The organism is Cupriavidus sp. 01L415 (genome assembly GCF_056400065.1).
Genome location: NZ_JBFTSP010000007.1, coordinates 53370 through 71455 on the forward strand (window position 1 = coordinate 53370; position 18086 = coordinate 71455).

General features: G+C 63.9%; 21 protein-coding genes. 11 read left to right on the forward strand and 10 right to left on the reverse strand.

Going from position 1 to position 18086, the window contains the following annotated elements; genetic code table 11:
- Window positions 1-46: 46 nt before the first annotated feature.
- Window positions 47-736, reverse strand: coding sequence for a peroxiredoxin-like family protein (locus AC1DOX_RS14185; RefSeq protein ID WP_441617010.1), 690 nt, complete (start codon window positions 734-736; stop codon window positions 47-49).
- Between the two features lie 32 nt (window positions 737-768).
- Complete coding sequence (locus tag AC1DOX_RS14190) at window positions 769-1506, reverse strand: glucose 1-dehydrogenase (protein ID WP_441617012.1); 738 nt, start codon at window positions 1504-1506, stop codon at window positions 769-771.
- A 203-nt stretch (window positions 1507-1709) separates the two neighbouring features.
- On the opposite strand from AC1DOX_RS14190, the gene AC1DOX_RS14195 reads away from it, so the two are divergent.
- Window positions 1710-2609 (forward strand): LysR family transcriptional regulator, encoded by a 900-nt coding sequence (locus AC1DOX_RS14195; protein ID WP_441617014.1) that lies wholly within the window; start codon window positions 1710-1712, stop codon window positions 2607-2609.
- A gap of 26 nt (window positions 2610-2635) precedes the next feature.
- Here AC1DOX_RS14195 and AC1DOX_RS14200 read toward each other — a convergent pair whose 3' ends face one another.
- Window positions 2636-5065: a DUF3772 domain-containing protein gene (locus AC1DOX_RS14200; protein ID WP_441617016.1), complete on the reverse strand. Its 2430-nt coding sequence runs from the start codon at window positions 5063-5065 to the stop codon at window positions 2636-2638.
- 392 nt (window positions 5066-5457) lie between these two features.
- Between AC1DOX_RS14200 and AC1DOX_RS14205 the strand changes: the two genes are divergently transcribed.
- The 3 genes from AC1DOX_RS14205 (at window position 5458) to AC1DOX_RS14215 (ending at window position 6888) form a co-directional block, all read left to right on the forward strand.
- Window positions 5458-5865, forward strand: coding sequence for a VOC family protein (locus AC1DOX_RS14205; RefSeq protein WP_441617018.1), 408 nt, complete (start codon window positions 5458-5460; stop codon window positions 5863-5865).
- Between the two features lie 63 nt (window positions 5866-5928).
- Window positions 5929-6375, forward strand: coding sequence for a GNAT family N-acetyltransferase (locus AC1DOX_RS14210; RefSeq protein WP_441617020.1), 447 nt, complete (start codon window positions 5929-5931; stop codon window positions 6373-6375).
- A 144-nt stretch (window positions 6376-6519) separates the two neighbouring features.
- Window positions 6520-6888, forward strand: a complete 369-nt coding sequence (locus AC1DOX_RS14215; RefSeq protein ID WP_441617022.1) for a c-type cytochrome — start codon at window positions 6520-6522, stop codon at window positions 6886-6888.
- A gap of 42 nt (window positions 6889-6930) precedes the next feature.
- Here AC1DOX_RS14215 and AC1DOX_RS14220 read toward each other — a convergent pair whose 3' ends face one another.
- Window positions 6931-8193, reverse strand: coding sequence for an MFS transporter (locus AC1DOX_RS14220; RefSeq protein ID WP_441617024.1), 1263 nt, complete (start codon window positions 8191-8193; stop codon window positions 6931-6933).
- 167 nt (window positions 8194-8360) lie between these two features.
- On the opposite strand from AC1DOX_RS14220, the gene AC1DOX_RS14225 reads away from it, so the two are divergent.
- From AC1DOX_RS14225 to AC1DOX_RS14245, 5 genes are all read left to right on the forward strand, one after another.
- Window positions 8361-9302 carry a LysR family transcriptional regulator gene (locus AC1DOX_RS14225; RefSeq protein WP_441617026.1) on the forward strand — a complete coding sequence of 314 codons (942 nt, stop codon included), beginning with the start codon at window positions 8361-8363 and terminating at the stop codon, window positions 9300-9302.
- A gap of 195 nt (window positions 9303-9497) precedes the next feature.
- Complete coding sequence (locus tag AC1DOX_RS14230) at window positions 9498-9704, forward strand: tautomerase family protein (RefSeq protein WP_092137802.1); 207 nt, start codon at window positions 9498-9500, stop codon at window positions 9702-9704.
- 420 nt (window positions 9705-10124) lie between these two features.
- Window positions 10125-10403, forward strand: coding sequence for a hypothetical protein (locus AC1DOX_RS14235; protein WP_441617028.1), 279 nt, complete (start codon window positions 10125-10127; stop codon window positions 10401-10403).
- 69 nt (window positions 10404-10472) lie between these two features.
- The gene (locus tag AC1DOX_RS14240; protein ID WP_441617030.1) at window positions 10473-10892 is read left to right on the forward strand and encodes an organic hydroperoxide resistance protein; all 420 of its coding nucleotides are present in this window, start codon (window positions 10473-10475) and stop codon (window positions 10890-10892) included.
- A 236-nt stretch (window positions 10893-11128) separates the two neighbouring features.
- Window positions 11129-11494 (forward strand): glyoxalase superfamily protein, encoded by a 366-nt coding sequence (locus tag AC1DOX_RS14245; protein ID WP_441617032.1) that lies wholly within the window; start codon window positions 11129-11131, stop codon window positions 11492-11494.
- Between the two features lie 36 nt (window positions 11495-11530).
- Here the strand turns inward: AC1DOX_RS14245 and AC1DOX_RS14250 are convergent, their stop codons facing one another.
- The 3 genes from AC1DOX_RS14250 to AC1DOX_RS14260 form a co-directional block, all read right to left on the reverse strand.
- Entirely contained in the window at window positions 11531-11905 is a 375-nt protein-coding gene (locus AC1DOX_RS14250; RefSeq protein WP_441617034.1) for a VOC family protein, read from the reverse strand.
- Between the two features lie 62 nt (window positions 11906-11967).
- Window positions 11968-12630, reverse strand: coding sequence for a DUF4397 domain-containing protein (locus tag AC1DOX_RS14255; RefSeq protein WP_441617036.1), 663 nt, complete (start codon window positions 12628-12630; stop codon window positions 11968-11970).
- A gap of 118 nt (window positions 12631-12748) precedes the next feature.
- Window positions 12749-13465 carry a GNAT family N-acetyltransferase gene (locus AC1DOX_RS14260; RefSeq protein ID WP_441617038.1) on the reverse strand — a complete coding sequence of 239 codons (717 nt, stop codon included), beginning with the start codon at window positions 13463-13465 and terminating at the stop codon, window positions 12749-12751.
- A gap of 98 nt (window positions 13466-13563) precedes the next feature.
- On the opposite strand from AC1DOX_RS14260, the gene AC1DOX_RS14265 reads away from it, so the two are divergent.
- Together AC1DOX_RS14265 and AC1DOX_RS14270 are read left to right on the forward strand one after the other, a co-directional pair.
- Window positions 13564-14526 carry a GlxA family transcriptional regulator gene (locus AC1DOX_RS14265; RefSeq protein ID WP_441617040.1) on the forward strand — a complete coding sequence of 321 codons (963 nt, stop codon included), beginning with the start codon at window positions 13564-13566 and terminating at the stop codon, window positions 14524-14526.
- Window positions 14527-15108: 582 nt separating this feature from the next.
- Window positions 15109-15477 carry a hypothetical protein gene (locus tag AC1DOX_RS14270; protein WP_441617042.1) on the forward strand — a complete coding sequence of 123 codons (369 nt, stop codon included), beginning with the start codon at window positions 15109-15111 and terminating at the stop codon, window positions 15475-15477.
- Between the two features lie 947 nt (window positions 15478-16424).
- Here AC1DOX_RS14270 and AC1DOX_RS14275 read toward each other — a convergent pair.
- The 3 genes from AC1DOX_RS14275 to AC1DOX_RS14285 form a co-directional block, all read right to left on the reverse strand.
- On the reverse strand, window positions 16425-16655 hold the full coding sequence (locus AC1DOX_RS14275) for a hypothetical protein (protein WP_441617044.1): 231 nt from the start codon (window positions 16653-16655) through the stop codon (window positions 16425-16427).
- A 228-nt stretch (window positions 16656-16883) separates the two neighbouring features.
- A complete protein-coding gene (locus AC1DOX_RS14280; protein WP_441617046.1) occupies window positions 16884-17225 on the reverse strand; it encodes a hypothetical protein in 342 nt (113 codons plus the stop codon).
- A 352-nt stretch (window positions 17226-17577) separates the two neighbouring features.
- Window positions 17578-18084 carry a pirin family protein gene (locus tag AC1DOX_RS14285; protein WP_477101416.1) on the reverse strand — a complete coding sequence of 169 codons (507 nt, stop codon included), beginning with the start codon at window positions 18082-18084 and terminating at the stop codon, window positions 17578-17580.
- Window positions 18085-18086: the final 2 nt, after the last annotated feature.

Here is an 18086-nt window from a genome sequence, read left to right on the forward strand (position 1 = left end):
CGGTGGCCCTCCACGGCAGCCCTTCACGGCAACATGCCGCCGTGCCCTACCTGGCCCCCTGCACAGCCTGCACGCCCTGTGCGCGGCGCAGCACCGGCAGCAGCTCGGTCGGGTCCGGGCGGAACGTGTAGTCCGGATTCACCTCCGCATAGAGGATCGTGCCGTCCTGGCCGATCACGTACCGGGCCGGCATCGGCAACGTCCAGCTTTCGTCGCCATTGAAGGCGGGCAGGTTGTTCCCGAGCACCTTGTACAGGTCGATCAGTTCGGGCGGCAGCGCAAAGCGAAGCCCGAAGGCCGCCGCGACGCTGTTGCGCGTGTCGCTGAGGATCGGAAATTCCAGCTGGTTGACGCGCACGGCCTTGCGGCTGTTGACCGCGTTCTGCGGGGAGATGGCGACGAGATTCGCCCCCAGCTCCCGAATCGGCCCCAGCACTTCCTGCAGCGCCTGGAGCTCGATGTTGCAGTACGGGCACCAGACCCCACGGTAGAAGCTGATGACGAGCGGGCCCTGGGTCAGCAGCACCTCCGATGCCACCAGCTGGCCGCTGGCGTCCGTCAGCGCAAACGTTGGCGCGCGGTCGCCGGCGGCCAGCGCGCGCGCCGCCTGCCCTGAGGCAATTAGGGCTTCCGTCGCGCGTTGCATGATCGGGTGGATCTCCGGCGGCGCGAAGTAGGGCGCCTTGCCCGCGCGGAAGTCGGCCTTGAAGGCGTCGAGTTTGTCTTGCAGCGACATGGCTGTTCCTCTCTCTTCGGCGGATGGCGGGCTCAGACCTGTGCCACGCCGCCATCGACAAACAACTCGATGCCGGAGATGAAGGCGCTATCGTCGGAGGCCAGGAACAGCGCGGCCTTCGCTAGGTCGTCGCCGGTGCCCAGGCGGCCGGCCGGCGTATTGGCGGCGAGCGCGGCCTTGGTTTCCTCGTCCAGCAGGCCGTCGAGCCCCGGCGTCTGCGTATGGCCCGGCGACAGGACGTTGACGCGGATGCTGCGCGGCTTCAGGTCGACGATCCAGCTGCGGGCGAACGACCGGATGGCCGCCTTGGTCGCGTTGTAGACGGAGAATGACGGGAAGCCCTTGAGCGAGGCGATGGAGCCCGTCAGGATGACCGACGCGCCGTTCACCAGCAGCGGCAGGGCCTTCTGCACCGTGAAGAGCGTGCCGCGCACGTTGGTGTCGAACGTCTTGTCGAAGTGTTCCTCGGTGATCTCGCCAAAGGTGCCGAGTTCGTAGAAGCCTGCATTGGCGAACAACACGTCGAGGCGGCCTGCCTTGGCCCGGATCTCGGCGTAGACGCGGTCCAGGTCGGCGAGCTTGCCGGCGTCGGCCTGGATGCCGATGGCGCCGTGGCCGATTTCCGCCACAGCCTTGTCGAGTTCCGTCTGGCGGCGGCCGGTGATGAACACGCGGGCGCCTTCGTTTGCGAAGCGCCTGGCCGTGGCCAGGCCGATGCCGGCGCTGCCACCGGTGACGAGAGCGATTTTTCCTTCCAGTTTGCGAGACATGATGATTTCCTTTGTTTGGGACGGGCCCCGGCTGGGGCGCCTTGGAAGGAAGAGTAGGGAGTCGCGCGGGATGGCAGTAGACGGTGCGGGGGACTAAGAGTTATTCCCGGCCGGAATGGCGCGGCCCGGATACCGGCGGCGGTAGACTGTGTGCCTGCCGCGCCGCGTCCGCTGGTGGCAGGAAAAAGACCGGGAGACAGGACTTGGACAAGATGGTGGCGATGGAAACGCTGGTGGCCGTGGTCGAGGCCGGGTCCTTCTCCGGGGCGGCGCGCCTGCTGGAAGTCGGCCAGCCAGCCGTGTCGAAGACCGTCGCCCAACTGGAGGAACAACTCGGCGTGCGCCTGTTGATCCGGTCGACCCGTGGGCTGACGCCGACGGAGGCCGGCACGCGTTTCTATGAACACGCCAGACGCGCCATCGAGGCCGCGCAGGAAGCGGAAATGGCCGCGAGGGGGGCCGACGCCCAACTGACCGGCCGCCTGCGGGTCAGCGCGGCGGTCACTTTCGCCCGCATGCACGTGGTGCCCTATCTTGGGCGGTTCCTCGCCGAACATCCGCAGCTCGCCGTCGACGTGTTGCTGGAAGATGGCAACGTCGACCTGATGGCGCTGGGCGTGGATGTGGCCCTGCGGATGGGCAATCTGGGGGATTCGTCGATGACGGCGCGGCGCATCGCGCAGAGCCGCCGCGTGGTGCTGGGCAGCCCCCGGTATTTCGAGCAGGCCGGCGAGCCGATGTCGCCCGCGGACCTGGCATCGCACCAGGCCATTGTCTATGACCGGCAGGGCGGCGGCACGACCTGGGCGTTCCGGCATGGCAGCACGGAGATATCGGTGGAAGTCTCCGGCCGTCTGCGCGTGACGGCGGCGGAGGGCGTGCGCGCCGCGGTCCTCGGCGATCTGGGCGTGGCCATCGCGTCCGAATGGATGTTCGCCCCTGAGATCGCCAGCGGAGCCGTCAGGCCGGTGCTGACGGAATGGACGCTGCCGGCGGTGGACCTGTGGGCCGTGTTCCCGGCGGGGCGGATGCCCGGCGCGAAGGCCCGGGCCTTCGTCGCCTTCGTCGAGGCCACGCTCAGGGACGCGCCGGGCCAGGGCTGACCGCCCGCATGGCTAGGTGCCCATGACTAGGTGCCCAGTGCGGCCATGTTCTCCACCCGCAACGTCTGCGGCACCGACAGCGAGATATCGGCCGCGCGCAGTTGCTTCAGGATCTCGAACAGCAGGTCGCTCTTGGTGGAGGCCGCGATCCGCGGGCTGTTCACGTAGCCCGTCACGCTCAGTGTGATCCCGTTCGGCGCCAGCTGGCTGAAGGTGACCGACGGCGCGGGAATGTCGAGAATGGCCTCGTTTTCGCGATAGGTCTCCAGCAGCAGGTCCCGCACCTGCTCGGGGTCGGTGTTCAGCGGAAAGGTGAGTTGCAGCGTGGCCACGCCCTGCGTGCTGTTGCTCATCGTCACGTTGCGCAGGTTCTGCGAGATCAGCTGCGAGTTCGGCACGATCACGGTGGAGCGGTCGCCCAGCTGGATCTCCGTCGCGCGCACGTTGATGCGCCGGATGTCGCCCTCCACGCCGGCAATGCTGACCATGTCGCCAACCTTGACCGGGCGCTCGGTCAGCAGGATCAGGCCCGACACGAAGTTCTTCACAATCTCCTGCAGGCCGAAGCCGATCCCCACCGACAGCGCACTGACGATCCAGGCCAGGTTTTCCCATGTGACGCCCAGCAGCGACAGCGTCAGCAGCACGATCAGCACATAGCCCACGTTGCTGAACAGCGTGATCAGCGAGGCGCGCAGGCCCGGTTCCACGCACAGCTTGGGCAGCAATTCCGCATCCAGCCAGCGGCGGACCGAGCGCAGCAGCCAGATTCCCACCGTCAGCGCGATCACCGCGTTCAGGATGCGGTCCGGCATGATGTTGAGGGCGCGCAGCTTGTCGCCGCCCAGCACGGTCAGCAGGGTGTTCAGCAGGTCGGCCGGCGTGGTGCCAAAGCCGCCGGTCAGCAGCGCGAGCACGGCCAGCAACAGCAGCACGCTGGCGCCGACGCCCGAGAGCACCGTCGAGACCTGCTCCAGGTGCGTGTCGCCCACGCCGAAAAGCTGCTTGATCACGCGGCCACTGCGATGATGTGACGAGAACAGGTTCTCGCAGACATCGCGCGTCAGCTGGGTCAACAGGTAGAGGCTGCACAGGACGATGTCGAACCAGACCAGTTCATAGGTCAGGAAGCGGGCAAAGCTGATGTAGCCGACCAGCAGGGCGATCATCGAGGCAATGACCACGATCGTCACGCCCGCGTGAATCAGGCCAGCCAGCGTGGCGCGGGCCTCGGGGCTTTCTCCGGCCGCCGCCAACTCGGTGCGCACGCGGTTGGCGCGCAGCAGCGCGGCGCCGATGGTCAGCACCACCACCAGCGAGACCAGCCCGCGCCCGAGCAGCGTGACCTGCACGCTGGTGTCGGCCATGCGGTTGATTTGCTCGATCGTGCCGGCCAGCAACAGCAAGCCGGCCAGCATGGTCGGGAACGGCTTCATCGCCAGTGCCACCGGGTCCGCCAGCGCGGGCAGCCGCCATGACGGGTGGCGCGTGCACAGCAGCGCACGCCCGAGGCCGGCGATCAGCGCGCTGGTCATCGTCAGCTTGGCCAGAACACCCTGCAAGTCCTGAAGCTCTGGCGAGAGGGCATAGCCGCGCGTGAACGCCATGAAGACGATGTGCACCGCCAGCGCGGTGGTGACGACCGTGGTCAGTGCCGTGGCCAGCGCCAGCGCACTGCGCCGGATGCGGGTTTCCGGCAGCCGCGTCAGGCAGAACCATGCGAGTCCGCGCTCGAGCAGGCGCCGGCCCAGCGACCAGACCGCCAGCGCCAACAGCAGCAGCGCGACCGTCACGGCACGCTGGCCCGGCTCCCACGCCAGGTCGAGCATCGGCACCACTTCATCCCTGAAGTAGCCGAGCCGCTCCTGGTCTTCCACCGACAACTTGAACAGCGGTTCCCAGAACTGCGGGGCGAGGATGCTTTCCGAGCGCAGGGCCAGCTGGTCCTTGATCTGGCTGCGCTGCAACTTGGCCAGCTGATCCTTCAGGTTGTCGATGTTGTCTTTGCTGTCGGCGGCCTGTTTCAGTTCGCCATCGAGTTGCGTCCGGCGCGCATTCAGCCCGGCGCGTTTCTGCACCACGGCAGGCGCTTCCTTGGCCGTGCCGGTTTCGGGCGGCGGGCCGAGCACATCGAGCTGTGCCTGCAACTGCGCACGCTGGGCTGTCAGCGTGGCCGTGAGCTTGTCGACATCGGTGGCGAGGTGCTTGAGGTCATCGTCGAGCCCTTCGAGCCGGGCGTTGCCCGAGTGGCTCGCGGCCAGTTGCTTGATCTGGTCCTGCTCGGTCTGCAGGCGCTTGAGTTCGCCGACGGCCTCGTTGTGCGTCAGGGTGACGGCTTGCGGGGCGTCGGCGTCCGATGCGGATTCGGCGGCAACGGCGGCGGGTAGCGTGGCTGGCGTGAGATGAAACAGTGCAACCAGCACAAGGCTCAGGGCGAGCCTGGGGAGTTTGCTCATGGCGTGTCGTGGCGATTGATCGGGCAGCGCCGGTGATGCGGCAAGGAATGCAGATTGTCGTGATGGCACCGCGTGATGAGACGGGGTGGCGACAATCGAATGCCGGACGGCGCGGCGCGCCTGGGACGAACACAAGGAAGCGATGGCGCGCGATGGCGATCCACTTCCGCGAGAGTTGGCCAGTGACTTCAGAAGTCGGTACGCGGGCCGGATTGAGGCGGTCGGTTGGCCGTCTGGCGAGTTGACCGCGAAAGCCCGGATTATACGCAAGCGTAGGGATCACTCGGGGTGTACAGTGTCGCTGGCGCGCCCCCGGGCGCACACGGGGACGACATTTTTCCCCGCAGGCTTTTCCCCTCGTGCCCTCCCCACCGCAGACAGGAAGCCCCGACATGACTCTGGCGATCGACCGTATTGATCACATCGTTCTCAACGTGAAAGACGTGGAGACCAGCGCCGCCTGGTATGAACAGGTGCTCGGCATGCGGCGCGAAGACTTTGCATCGCGCACCGGCACGCGCGTATCGGTAAAGTTCGGACACCAGAAGATCAACCTGCGGCCCGTGGGCGAGGACACCGTGGCGTGGTTCACCGGCGTGCATCCCACATCGGGCAGCGATGACCTGTGCTTCGTCACCCGGATGCCGCCGAAGGAAGTCCTCGCGCACTTCCTCGCCCACAAGGTGCCGGTGGAAGCGGGCCCGGCGCAGCGCACCGGCGCGTTGGGGCCGATGACGTCGGTCTACTGCCGCGACCCGGATGGCAACCTGATCGAGGTGGCGAGCTATCCTGTGGAGTGAGCGGCGCCGTGAGCGGCCACCGCAGGACGTGCCGGGCGATGGACCGGGTTTGGGATGGATCGCATGCAGCAACGCAAAGTGGAAACCCTGATCGTCCGCGTCGGGATGCCCCAGGCGGGGCTGCTGTCGTGCGTGGCGGATGACGTCTTCGACGCCCCCATCGATTCCGCTCAACTGGTGGCCTATCTGGCGGCGCCTGGACACCTGATGGTCATCGCGCTGGCCGCGGACCTGGTCGTCGGCCAGGTGCGCGGCATGATTCACTGGCATCCTGACCAGCCCGCCGAGCTCTATATCGACAACCTTGGGGTTGCGCCGTCGCGCCGGCGTGAGGGCGTCGCCACGCGGCTGCTCGATGAACTGACTGCGTGGGGGCGTAGCCTGGGCTGCGGGTCGGTCTGGCTCGGCACCGAGGTCGCCAATGCCGCCGCGCGCACGCTCTACAGCGGGCGAGGGCTGGAAACCCAGACCTTCGTGCTGTTCTCCGGGTCCCTGGAAGACCTGCCCTGAGACTGTTGGAAGGAGCGGCAATCGGCAGGCGAGTCCTTCGATTCGTGCCGGCGGCCCTGGCGCCGCCATTTCCGCATCTCCCGTATCATGTGGCCCGCGACAAAAGCCGTACAGCCATACAGCCGCACGCGGTTCACAGTTCTCATGCACAGATTCACGCTATTCCTGATCACACTGGCCTGCGCGGCCAACGTCCATGCCGCTGGCGATGTTGCCGCCGGCAATGCGCTCTTCACGACGCGCTGCGCGTCCTGCCATCACGTCGGGCCCTCGGCACGCGCCGCATTTGGCCCCCAGCTCAACGGCATCTTTGGCCGGACCGCTGGTAACACGAAGGATTTCCAGTATTCCGACGGCATGAAGGCCTCCGGCGTGGTGTGGTCCGACGACACGCTGCGCGCGTTCATCAAGGCGCCCGGGAAAGTGGTGCCGGGCACCAAGATGCGGTTCTGGGGCATCGGCAATGATGGCCAGATCAGTGACCTGCTGGCCTACCTGCGCACCTTCCAGTAGTTTCCCGCGGGGCCTCCGCGATGGAGGCGCCCGCCAGATTCCTCATGCCGTGCGCGTGCGCGCCAGGGCGGCAAGTCCGGCGCTGGCGATCAGCAAGCCACCGGTGGCAAAGAACGTCGAATGCAGGCCGAGGTGGACGGCGATCTGGCCGCCCAGCACCGGGCCCAGGACCTGGCCGCTGAACTGCGCGGATTGCAGGTAGCCCAGCATCGTGCCGGTGCTGCGCTCGCCGACGGCATTCCGGATCAGCTTGGCGACGGCAGGGAGGATGCCTGCGAGCGTCATTCCCATCACCATGCGCAGCGCGGCGAGTTGCCACCACTCCGTGACGAAGGCCTGCGGGATCATCGCGATCCCCGTGAGCACCAGGCAGGCCACGATGACATTCCAGCTGCCAATGCGATCCGCCAGCGCGCCCAGCCGTGCCGCCGTCAGCATGCTGCCGACCGCCGAACACGCCATGACGATCCCCGCGGTGCGGGCCAGGTGATCCGGGGTCACGCCAAGGCTGCCTATATAGATGGTGATGATCGGCTCGATCGACATGTTGGCCAGCAGCACCATCATCGCGACCAGGAGCAGCGTGGCGATCACGATGGCGTGCTCGCGGCGGCCCGACGCGGCGGTGCCCTGGCCGGCACGCGCGCGCTGCCGGTCCGCCGGATGGAAATCTTCCTTCACGAAGAAGATGGTGCAGAGGGCGGCCACGGCGATCATGGCGCCGCCCGCGAAGAACGTGCCGCGAATGCCGATCCACCCCGGCAGGAAGCCGCCCACCAGCGGCCCGACCAGGCTGCCGGCCAGCGCGCCGGTCGACAGGATGCCCAACGCCCAGCCAGCCCGGTCCTTGGGTGCCTGGGTGCCCACCATCACCGTGGCGGCCGACGCATAGCCGCCCACCAGTCCCGCGATCAGGCGCAAGGCCACCAGTTCGTGCACGGTATGGGCCACGCCGATCAGCGACATCACCACGGCCATGCCGACCGCCGCGCGGATGAGCATGGGCTTCCGGCCGAAGCGATCGGCAAGGCGACCCCACAGCGGCGCGGTCACGGCGGTGCCGAGAAACGTGGCACCGAAGGCGATGCCCGACCACTGGATCACGGCCGCGTCGGTGGTGACGCCCAGTTGCCGCACATAGATCGGCAGGAACGGCAGCAACATGCTCAGGCTGACCAGCGTGGTGAAGGACCCGAACACCGAGACCGCCAGATTGCGTTTCCAATGCAGCGTGTGGCGCTCGGCATAGCCGGGCAATGGCGCCGGGTTTGCGGAGCCGGTCAGTGGTTGGGCGGTGGAGGTCATGTCGTTCCCGTACAGTGGGCAAAGCAAAAGCTGGCACGCAGGCCAACTAGCCGGGAGCCAGCGGATGCTGGCTGGGATGGCAAGTCGATGCGTCTACTGTAGGGATTGCTGCGCTGCAATTGAATGCCTACACTGCGGCATTCAGTGTTACGCCCAGAGGAAGAATCGTGGATCGGATCGACGCAATGAAGGTCTTCGTTGCCACGCTCGACGAAGGCAGCCTGGCCGGGGCGGGGCGGCGGCTGGGCAAGTCCCCGGCGGCCGTCAGCCGCGCGATTGCCTTCCTCGAGGCGCATGTCGGCACCGAACTGCTGCACCGCACCACGCGATCGATCAAGCTCAGCGAGGCGGGGGAGCGCTACGCACTGGTTTGCCGCCGCGTGCTAATCGACCTGGAGGACGCGGACCGGGCCGCCGCCGGGGAGCACTCGGCGCCGCGCGGCACGCTGACGATCACCGCGCCGGTGGCCGCCGGCGAGGCGATTCTGCGGGACATCCTCGATGACTTCATGGATCGCTTTCCCGAGGTCTCCATCCGCCTCTACATGCTGGACCGGCCGGTGAACCTGATCGACGAGGGCATCGACATCGCCTTGCGCATCGCGCACCTGGCCGACTCCACGCTCGTCGCCCTGCGCGTGGGCGAGGTGCGGCGCGTGCTCGCCGCCTCCCCCGGCTACCTTTCCAGCCATCCACCCATCACCCAGCCAGCTGATCTGGCAGACCACCAGATCGTGGCGATGACCCACTTCGGCATCGATTCCTGGAGCTTTCCCCCGCTGGAAGGCTCCACCGTAGTGCGTTCCGTGCAATTCACGCCACGATTCGTGGTCAACAGCATCCGTGCAGCCGTCGCCTCCGCGGCGCAGGGCCGGGGCGTCGTGCGGATGTTCTCGTATCACCTTGCCCAGGCGGTCACCGAAGGCAAGCTGCAAATCATCCTGCCGGGCGACGAGCACGCGCCGCTGCCCGTCCACCTGGTCACCCCGCAAGGGCGGCTGTCCGTGCCCAAGGTGCGCGCCTTTGTCGATTTCGCGTTGCCGCAACTGCGTGAGGCCTTCGCCGCGCACGCCGCCATGTGCAATACCGTGCCGCGCGACGTCTCCTAACGCCGCGGCTGATTCGTTCGCCGCGCGGAAGAGTGTTTGCCGTCCGATGGCCATTCCCTCGCCACTTGCCCGCACCTAGAGTGCGTTCCAGGAGGGCACCGCATGGTGCGGCTGCCTCGAACGCCGAAGGCGCGAAAGGAACAGCGAGATGACGAAAACTGATTCCACGGCCGGCAATTTCTGATCGGAGGCGTCATGCCGTTCGTCCATGTCCGGATTACGCGCGAGGGGGTCACGCGTGAACAGAAGGCGCAGATCATCGCCGAGATGACCGCGACGATGCAGCGCGTGCTCGGCAAGGCGCCGGAGCGCACGCACGTCGTGATTGACGAGGTCGATCCCGACAACTGGGGCGTCGGGGGTGAATCGGCGACGGTTCGCCGAAGTCGTCCGGGGGGCTAGGGAAGCCGTTCCGCCCGGGCCGTCGGACCGCAGGCCCGGCGTGGCCGGCATGGCCGGCGCGTGCGACGGATTCCTGCCCCGCCACCTTTTGTGATTCCAGCGCCTGCGACCGGTCCCCGGCCGCAGGCGCTGTCGCGTCCGCTCGTCGCGCCCACTCGTCGCGCTGTGCCGGAAAAGACCTTCCGGACGTCCACCGGATGCCTTTTTGTATTGGTCTGTATCACGCCCGGCCCAGATACATAGGCTCACGGACCCGCCGGCAAATCGCTACGGGAGAGATACATCGGTCGCCTTAAATGCTTCACGTAGCGACGGCGGTGGCAAACATCCAATGGCACTGCCGGCTAATGCGACACCGGACCGCACCCGACAACTGCGTCGAGCCTCGGTCAGACCCTCTCACCAAACAGGAGCTTCATCATGACCACCATCCACATTGCCACGCTCGCCAAGCGCATCGCCGCTGTTGTCACCCTCGCCGCCGCAGCCGGCGCGGTGCATGCCGCGTCCGTTACCAGCGTGACCGCCGATCACGGCGTGAACGCAACCGCCGCCCATATCGGAGAGCGCAGCCCCTACTACGACGGGGCGCGCAACGACAAGCGTGACCCGTTCTACGATGGCGCGCATATCGGCCAGCGCGATGTCTTTACGGAAGGCGCGCGCATCAGCAATCGCGACGGCTATCAGCCGGACTGACGCGGACACCAACCCGGACCGCACCAGCGCGCAGCGCTTCCTTCTGACTGGCATCACACGGAAACCATCATGACCCAACTTGAAAAAGTCCTTTACACCGGCAAGACGCACACCTCCGCAGGTGGCCGCGATGGCACGTCGCGCAGCTCGGATGGCCGACTGGATATCAAGCTCTCCTCGCCCGGCAGCGCCGGCGAAGGGACCAATCCGGAGCAACTCCTCGGCGCCGGCTGGTCGGCGTGCTTTATCAGCGCGATGGGCATTGCCGCACGCAGCATGAACGTCGTGCTGCCGCTGGACACGGCCGTCGATGCCGAGGTGGACCTGGGCACCACGCAAGGCGCCTACTTCCTGCAGGCGCGCCTGAATGTCAGCCTGCCGGGCGTGGCGCCCGAGATCGCGCAGGCATTGGTGAACGCGGCGCACCAGACCTGCCCGTACTCCAAGGCCACGCGCGGCAACATCGGCGTGGAAATCAACCTGGTCTGAGCCAGGTTGGCGTGGGCGCGTCGCCTGCCTGTATGCGTGGGCAGGCGGCGCTGGCAGGCGGATGCCGGCCGGCCCCGCATCTCGCGGTCATCCCGGGGCACTTTCGAGGGATTGCCGGACGGGTGTTGGCATGATTGAATCAGCGGCCCCTTATCCCGTATGCCGGATCTCGTCGACAATTCCGCGACGCGGACGCCGACGGGGCGACGACATGGACGCCAACAAGGACGCCGCCGATGAAGTTGCTGACCGCAATCCCGATCATCCGGATTTTTTCCGTCGAGAAGGCCAAGGAGTTTTATCTGGACTATCTCGGCTTTACGCTCGAGTGGGAACATCGCTTCGAGCCTAATCTGCCGCTGTACGCGCAGATCAAGCGGTCTGGCGTCACGCTGCACCTGAGCGAGCACCACGGCGATACCACACCCGGGTCGGCCGTGTTCGTGCCGGTCGAGGACATCGATTCGCTGCTGCAGGACCTTGAGTCAAGACGACACCCCAACCTCCGCCCCAGCCTCGAGACTGTCGACTGGGGGCGTCTGCTGCAACTGGTCGATCCCTTCGGCAATCGCCTCCGCTTCTGCGAACTGACGCCCGACTAGGGCAGCGGGGCGACCGGCGTCTCGTCGGTCGCCAAGTCAGGCCTCGGGTTTCTGGCAAACCACTTCGATGTTGTGCCCGTCCGGACCAATGACGAACGCTGCATAGTAGTTCGCGTGATAGTGCGGCCGCAGACCGGGCGCACCATTGTCTTTGCCACCCGCGTCCAGCGCCGCGCGATAGAAAGCTTCGACCTGCTCACGATTCTCGGCCGTGAACGCCAGGTGAAGATGCGCCGGCTTCTCCTCGGTTTGAAACAGGCACAGTGAAGCCTTGCCCTTTGGGCAAAGCTCGACGCCGTACGTTGGCGGCCCCTCCGCGGCAACCGCTACGCCGAGCGGTTCGAGTGCCTTGAGGAAGAACGCCTTGCTCGCTGCATAGTCGCTGACTCCGAATTTGACGTGGTCAAACATCAGTTCTCCTGAAATGTGTCGGCCTGCGCGAAGCCTGAAGTATGTATCCCGCAGGCAGTTTACTAGCCATCCGTCAGGACCTTGAGCGCGAGGGGATTTGTCCCCCCCGTCCGGTTTGATCCAATCGCAACCACGCTGTAGTTGGTCGCGCCATTGGCGGTCAATCTCGTCTGGATCACCGTCGTCGACGTCCCCGCAACATTGATCCTGACGTCATAGGTGCCGGCCGCCAGGTTCAGATAGCCACTATTCGCCCCGAACAGCATGTTGGCGAACACCACCTGGCCATTGAACAGCACATCGACAGGCCCGGCGTCAGGCGCCGTGTGGATCACGCGCACGGCCGCCTGTCCTGCCGGTGGCGCCTGGGTTTGATCCGTGACAGTCAGTCCCTGCATACTGGCCGCGAAATTCGCGGCGATGATTGTGTAGGCTGCCGCGTTCGCCAGTTTCAGCGATACATCGATCAACGTCGTCGACGTGCCTGTCACGTTGAATGCGATCCGGTGCGTACCCGTGGAGAAGATCAGGTAAGCGGAAGCCGCAGAATAAGGCACGTTCGAGAGCACTCGCGCGCCGTCGGCGAGAACATCGAGGTTCGGTGCATCCGGAGAAACATGAAGCACACGAATGCGCGCCGTGCTGTCATCGTTCACATCGGCAACGCAACTGCCGAGCAGTGCGACAAGCAAGACGGATAACAGAAGACCAATAATGCGCCGCATCCTGGCCTCTCGCAGAGGGTTGCCAGTCTTCAAGATAGTGCGGCGATCACCCTCGTGCTTGAATCTGGCTGGCGCCGCGACTTGAATCCACTTGCAGCTTGCCGCCTCTGCCATCCCACTATGCGTTCGCTTCTCCGAGCACCGTGAGACGCATCTCACGCCGCTCGACAAAACCGAGTGTTCGATAGAGCGCGATGGCGGCGTGGTTCGTTGTGAGCACGTGCAGGAAGGGCGTCTCGGCGCGGGCGCGGATGGCCGCGATCAGCAGCCTCATCAGGCCGGCCGCATGACCTTGCCCCCGAAAAGCGGCATCTACACAGACGGCACTGATTTCGGTATATCCATCGAGCCGCATGCGCTCGCCCGCCATGGCGGCCAGCTTGCCCTGTCTACGCACGCCAAGATAGTCGCCAAGTTCAATGGTGCGCGGGCCAAAGGGTCCGGGCTGTGTTGCAGTGGTCAAGGCGAGCATCTCCGGCACATCACGCTCGACGAGCCGGACGTGTTCCCAGGCACTCGTTGGGTCGGGCTCGCCTTGCCAGATCATTTGAAGCAGCGTCGTATGCCCGATGACGGAGAACCCGGCCGGGGGCAGGACCTCGCCCGGGGTAATCAAAGCAACCGGACCCTGCACCTTGATCAATCCACGCAAGGCTGCGAAGGATGTCGGACTGGCATCGGCCATGGCAGCAAAGCGCCCAATGGCTGGCTGAAACCGCAGTGCCCGATCATCCCCGAGCGCGAAGCGGCTCTGCTTGCCGGTGAGCGCATGCCATACGACGTCGTCTAGCGGGTGCGCGCTGCCGGTATCTTTTCTTGCTGCTGCCTCAGACATTGCTTGCTCCTCCATGGAAGATTTTCCGTCGCGCAGAATAGACGTAAACCGTCCGGGGAAGTAGCATCGCAAATGACATTATTCGGGTCGTTTACGCCATGCGCATATTCGTTTTTCTCCTGGATGGCGTGTTCGATACGGGCATGGCTGTCGTGCTCGACGCTATCAGGATCGCGAATGGACTGGCCGCGGCTGCGCGTCCCGGTGAGCCCCGCCCGTTCGACGTCGAGTTGGTCGGCCTCCGAACCCGCATCAGGACGGCGCTCGGCATGAGCGTGGCCACCAAGAAGGCGCGCACCATGCCGCTGCCCGACTGGATCGTGGTGCCCGCGATCAGTGCCGGAACACCTGATACGTTGGTGAAATGTCTCGAACATCCGGCTGCACGGGATGCCGGCACACAATTGCGTCATTGGCAAGGGCAGGGCGGCCGAATCGCCGCCGCTTGCATAGGGACCTTCATCCTCGCCGAATCGGGCCTCCTCGACGGGCAGGAGGCGACCACAACATGGTGGCTCAGCCCGCTATTCCGAAGCCGCTACCCTGAGGTTCGCCTCGACCAGGACCGCATGGTCGTCCCTTCGGGGCCGGTCGTGACCGCTGGCGCGGCGATGGGGCATCTGGATCTTGCGCTCTGGCTGATTCGGCAATCGAGCCCCGAATTAGCCACGCTCGTGGCGCGGTACATGTTGGTCGACGGACGGGTATCCCAGGCGCCTTACATCATCCCCGATCACCTCGCGCATAGTGATCCGCTTATCGAACGATTCGAACGATGGACACGCGCGAATCTGGCGAGGGGATTCTCGCTGCAAGGGGCCGCGCATGACCTCGCAACGAGTCCGAGGACACTGCAAAGGCGTGCCGAGGCCGTGCTCGGCAAATCCCCCTTGTCGTACTTTCAGGATCGGCGGGTCGAGCGTGCCAGGCATCTTATCGAGACAAGCTCGATGGATCTGGATGCAATTGCCGCGGAAGTTGGCTATGCAGACGGCGCAACGCTTCGAACGCTGCTTCGTCGGAGACTGGGTCGAGGGGTGCGCCAGCTCCGATCAAGCTGAGCGTTCCGCAACCGTCAGTCCCCCCGCATATCGGCGATGTAGCAAGAAAAGCTCATCGCCGATTTCCGGGAAGGGTCGCCTGGATCGGGACCATCTGACCAAGATCGGCCACAAGCGGTCGGTCGACCTCGCCGTCCAATTCGAATAGCCGAGGTCTCGTCCGCCCTCGCTCAACGACCGGTTTCCGGCGAGCGAATTGCCTGTGGCGCTGCCTCAACCCGGCCAGAAGGTGACCTTCGACGCTCGGGACACGAAAGGCCGCTTCTGGTCCACAAACGGGCCGTTCGGCCATGCTGTCGCGAGCTACGGACACCCCACTTCGCAATCATGGATTCCGCCGCGCCCCGATGCTACCGTATTGCCCCTGCTCGTGTGTTTAGCCCGAGCTGCTCTGAGCGCAGCACTCAAATGAAACTCTCAAAATATCAAGCGAAGATATTGTCATTCCTCTTTGAGAGCCTGCCCACTACAGATGAGGTGGATTATCTGGAGTTTTCGCTCTCAGGTTCATTTTGAGGAAAATATCGTGTCGCACATGCTGAAATCCGGGATGTCGATACGTCGTCGCGGATAGTGTTCAACTTGCCAACCTATTCGCAAAGCGTCTTCCTAGCACTCACGAAAACCAATCCAAGTGAGACGGCGCTCATCTTGGCAAATCTAGAGGACTATGAGCGCGAAACGTCCAAAGCACTACGACCCCGAGAGACAGTAGTGCTGCCAAACGAGATTTCCTCGATTGCATGTGCGCCGTACGGAGTGATCTTGCTGAGAGCGGCGACATCAGTTGATTGTGAAGCAATACCTGACAATAAGGAGTTCGATGAGCGGCGGACGAGCTTCTCCCTGGTGGTACCGCTCACCAAAGATGAGTCAAATATTCGAAATCAACTCGGTCACGATTCCTTGATGGATGAGTTCGAACGTTGTCAGAAGCAATTGTTTTTCTAATGCCTAGCATCGGAGCATTGGGCTAAGCAGTTTTTGTGAGCCGCTACCGGCTGCGCGACGGCGCTGGCCGGCATTGCGTATATCGGGCGAAGTTGCATGCATCGGTGCCAGGCGACCGAGTCCGGGCCCCTACCGGTCATCATTGCTGAGACCGCTGGATGTCCGAGTAGGGTCCCGTTCAGGGGCAGCCCTGGCCTGGAGAAGCCTTATGCAAGTACGAACCACCATCCTGATCTTCGCACTCTGGGCGGCGACCGCTGTGCATGCTGTATCGCCCGACTGGGAGCCACTTGCGGGGACTTGGTACAAGTTGCCGATCGCATGTAGTCGTAACCTGGAATCTACCTGTGGAGTGGATCGGTTCATGCTGAAAGCGGGAATTCTGAACGCGCGACGATCGTGCACTGGAGTGAGTGTGGTCGTTCGGAAACGCACCCAGGACAGGTGGCACGTCGAAGTTGTGGGAAAGAAGAGCTGCGTCTGGAACTCGTGTACGGTCGTTCGTCTTTACGATCGGCCCGGGGCCGAATCGACTTCAGTTTGTCGCGTATTCCGGTACCAATGCAATGCCCGACGAGGAGCTTTTTCGAGGGTATGGTTTTGAGCGCGATTGACCATCTACTTATCGATCGCGGACGTGCTTGCGGCAGGCTTTCGCTGCCTATAGTCCGCTGGTTCGTCACGTAGCTTCAATGTATTGAATGGCTGGTTTTCGCAGATCGATCTGTCCGCTCAGGGTCGGTAACAGGAGTCCACGCTTGCCGTCGGCCTGGTGGATCGGCGAACTTCCGCGTTCGGCCAGTCTCGGTTGTTCACTCCCGATCGGTCCCACGGCCGGAGTTTGGCCGGAGCAGCCATTTCCGCTGGGCTATAGCCCCTGACGCCCCTGCGCAGTGGCTGCCTAACTGGTTGCGGCGTCCTGTGAATGCTGACTAGTCCATCAAGATTCAATTCCGATCTTGTTCCGACAGCGCCCTACCCTCATCAACAAACGTCAGGAACTGCGTCCACTCGATCACTTTCCCGCAGATACCTGGGTTGAACGCGATCTCAAAATTTCCATCGTCGGAAAACCCCACATCAAGCAGCAAGATATCATCTTCCAAGAGTTCAAATAACGCATATTCCCGATTAACATCCGTTGCCTTCCGCCACCGATATTTTTTGGTACCAACCATAATCTCACCATTACAGATTTACAAACCGATGAACCGGCTGTTCAAACGATGGAATTCGCGCTCGTAGATGTGCCACGAAGATGACGCCATCCCGAACAAACTGCTCTGCCAGAGAGGTCATGTTAGGCGGCAACCCATTTATGCAGTGGAGTACAACTTTGTGCGAATAGGGCATACAAGCTCTCTCACAACGTAGGCTCAGGATGGGCGCGTTTCCACCGGTGGCTTCTAGTGGGCATGGAATCGACAGGAAATGGAGTCCGGGATCATCGGCTTTGCGGTTGGGTTGTAGCCACCACCAAATTTCGCCCCACTTTCGCCGTCGAATGCAGCCCACAGCGTTCCCTTCAGGAGCAACCCAACAAACCTTTCATTGACATCCCACTTCACTAGGACGTCCTCCTCTGAAAGATCAGCGGCACCTGCAAAAAGTTGGATGGCGCCTTTCACGCGATGGCCAGCTTTCGAATTCACCGAACAAAGGTAAAAGTAGCCCGCTTCGCCGTCGAACTCAAAAACACCTGCGAGATCTCCTGCCACCCGAACGGAACATTCGAAGATTTCTCCCATGCTTCTCTCGATGTGGATGATTTCGTGCGATTATCACCCAAGTGGAGCGCAACCTGAGTAGGCCACCTGGCAGCATATGGGTCGTGGTGATCTTACCCACGGACCGCGGACGGCCGCTTAGGTCTACGATTCAGCCCTTCGACGCTGCGCAATCCAATGTCTCAGAAGGGTCTGGAGTACGCACTGCTGACTGGCCGCTTCCGGGCAACTGAAGTCCACTGGCCGCTGTCCGGCGATGAGATTGACGAGCGGACTGACACAGCCCGACCCTGAACTGCCATCGGCAAAGTCCGTATCAACGTCTACAGTTCACCTCAAAACAGACACCTAAACTCTCATTGGCGCGTTTGCTCTAGCGTAAGAGTTCGACAATCACGACATCTGTGTCGTCTCGCGCTCTCAACATGAGCCACGTTTCACCCCGAATGGCAATGCCATCGCGTCGCGCCAGTCTGATCGGCCCTACGTCCAGTCGCCCATGATCTGCGACCAAATATGCAGAACCGGGCATCGGCAAAACGTGCTGCATCTCCATGCCTTCACGCAGCGTCGCGATACGCGCACGCGCGTCGGCGTGAATGGGCAAGGCGCCGGCGCGGACATCCTCCGGATCGCCGCTTGCCAGTGTAACGAATCGGCCCTCGCGACATCCGAGCGAACAGACTCGCGTCGAGCAGCGCGGCGTACTGGCCAGTGTGCGCGGACGTAGCCAGATCTGGAACTGCCGTGCGGGTAGATTTTCCTCGTTGCGCTCGGTGTGATGGATCGCCGCTCCGGCACTCATTACATGGATGGAATTAGCGACCAGACGCGCTCGATTGCCCGCGTCGTCTTCGTGCGTGATTGCGCCCGAACGCACCC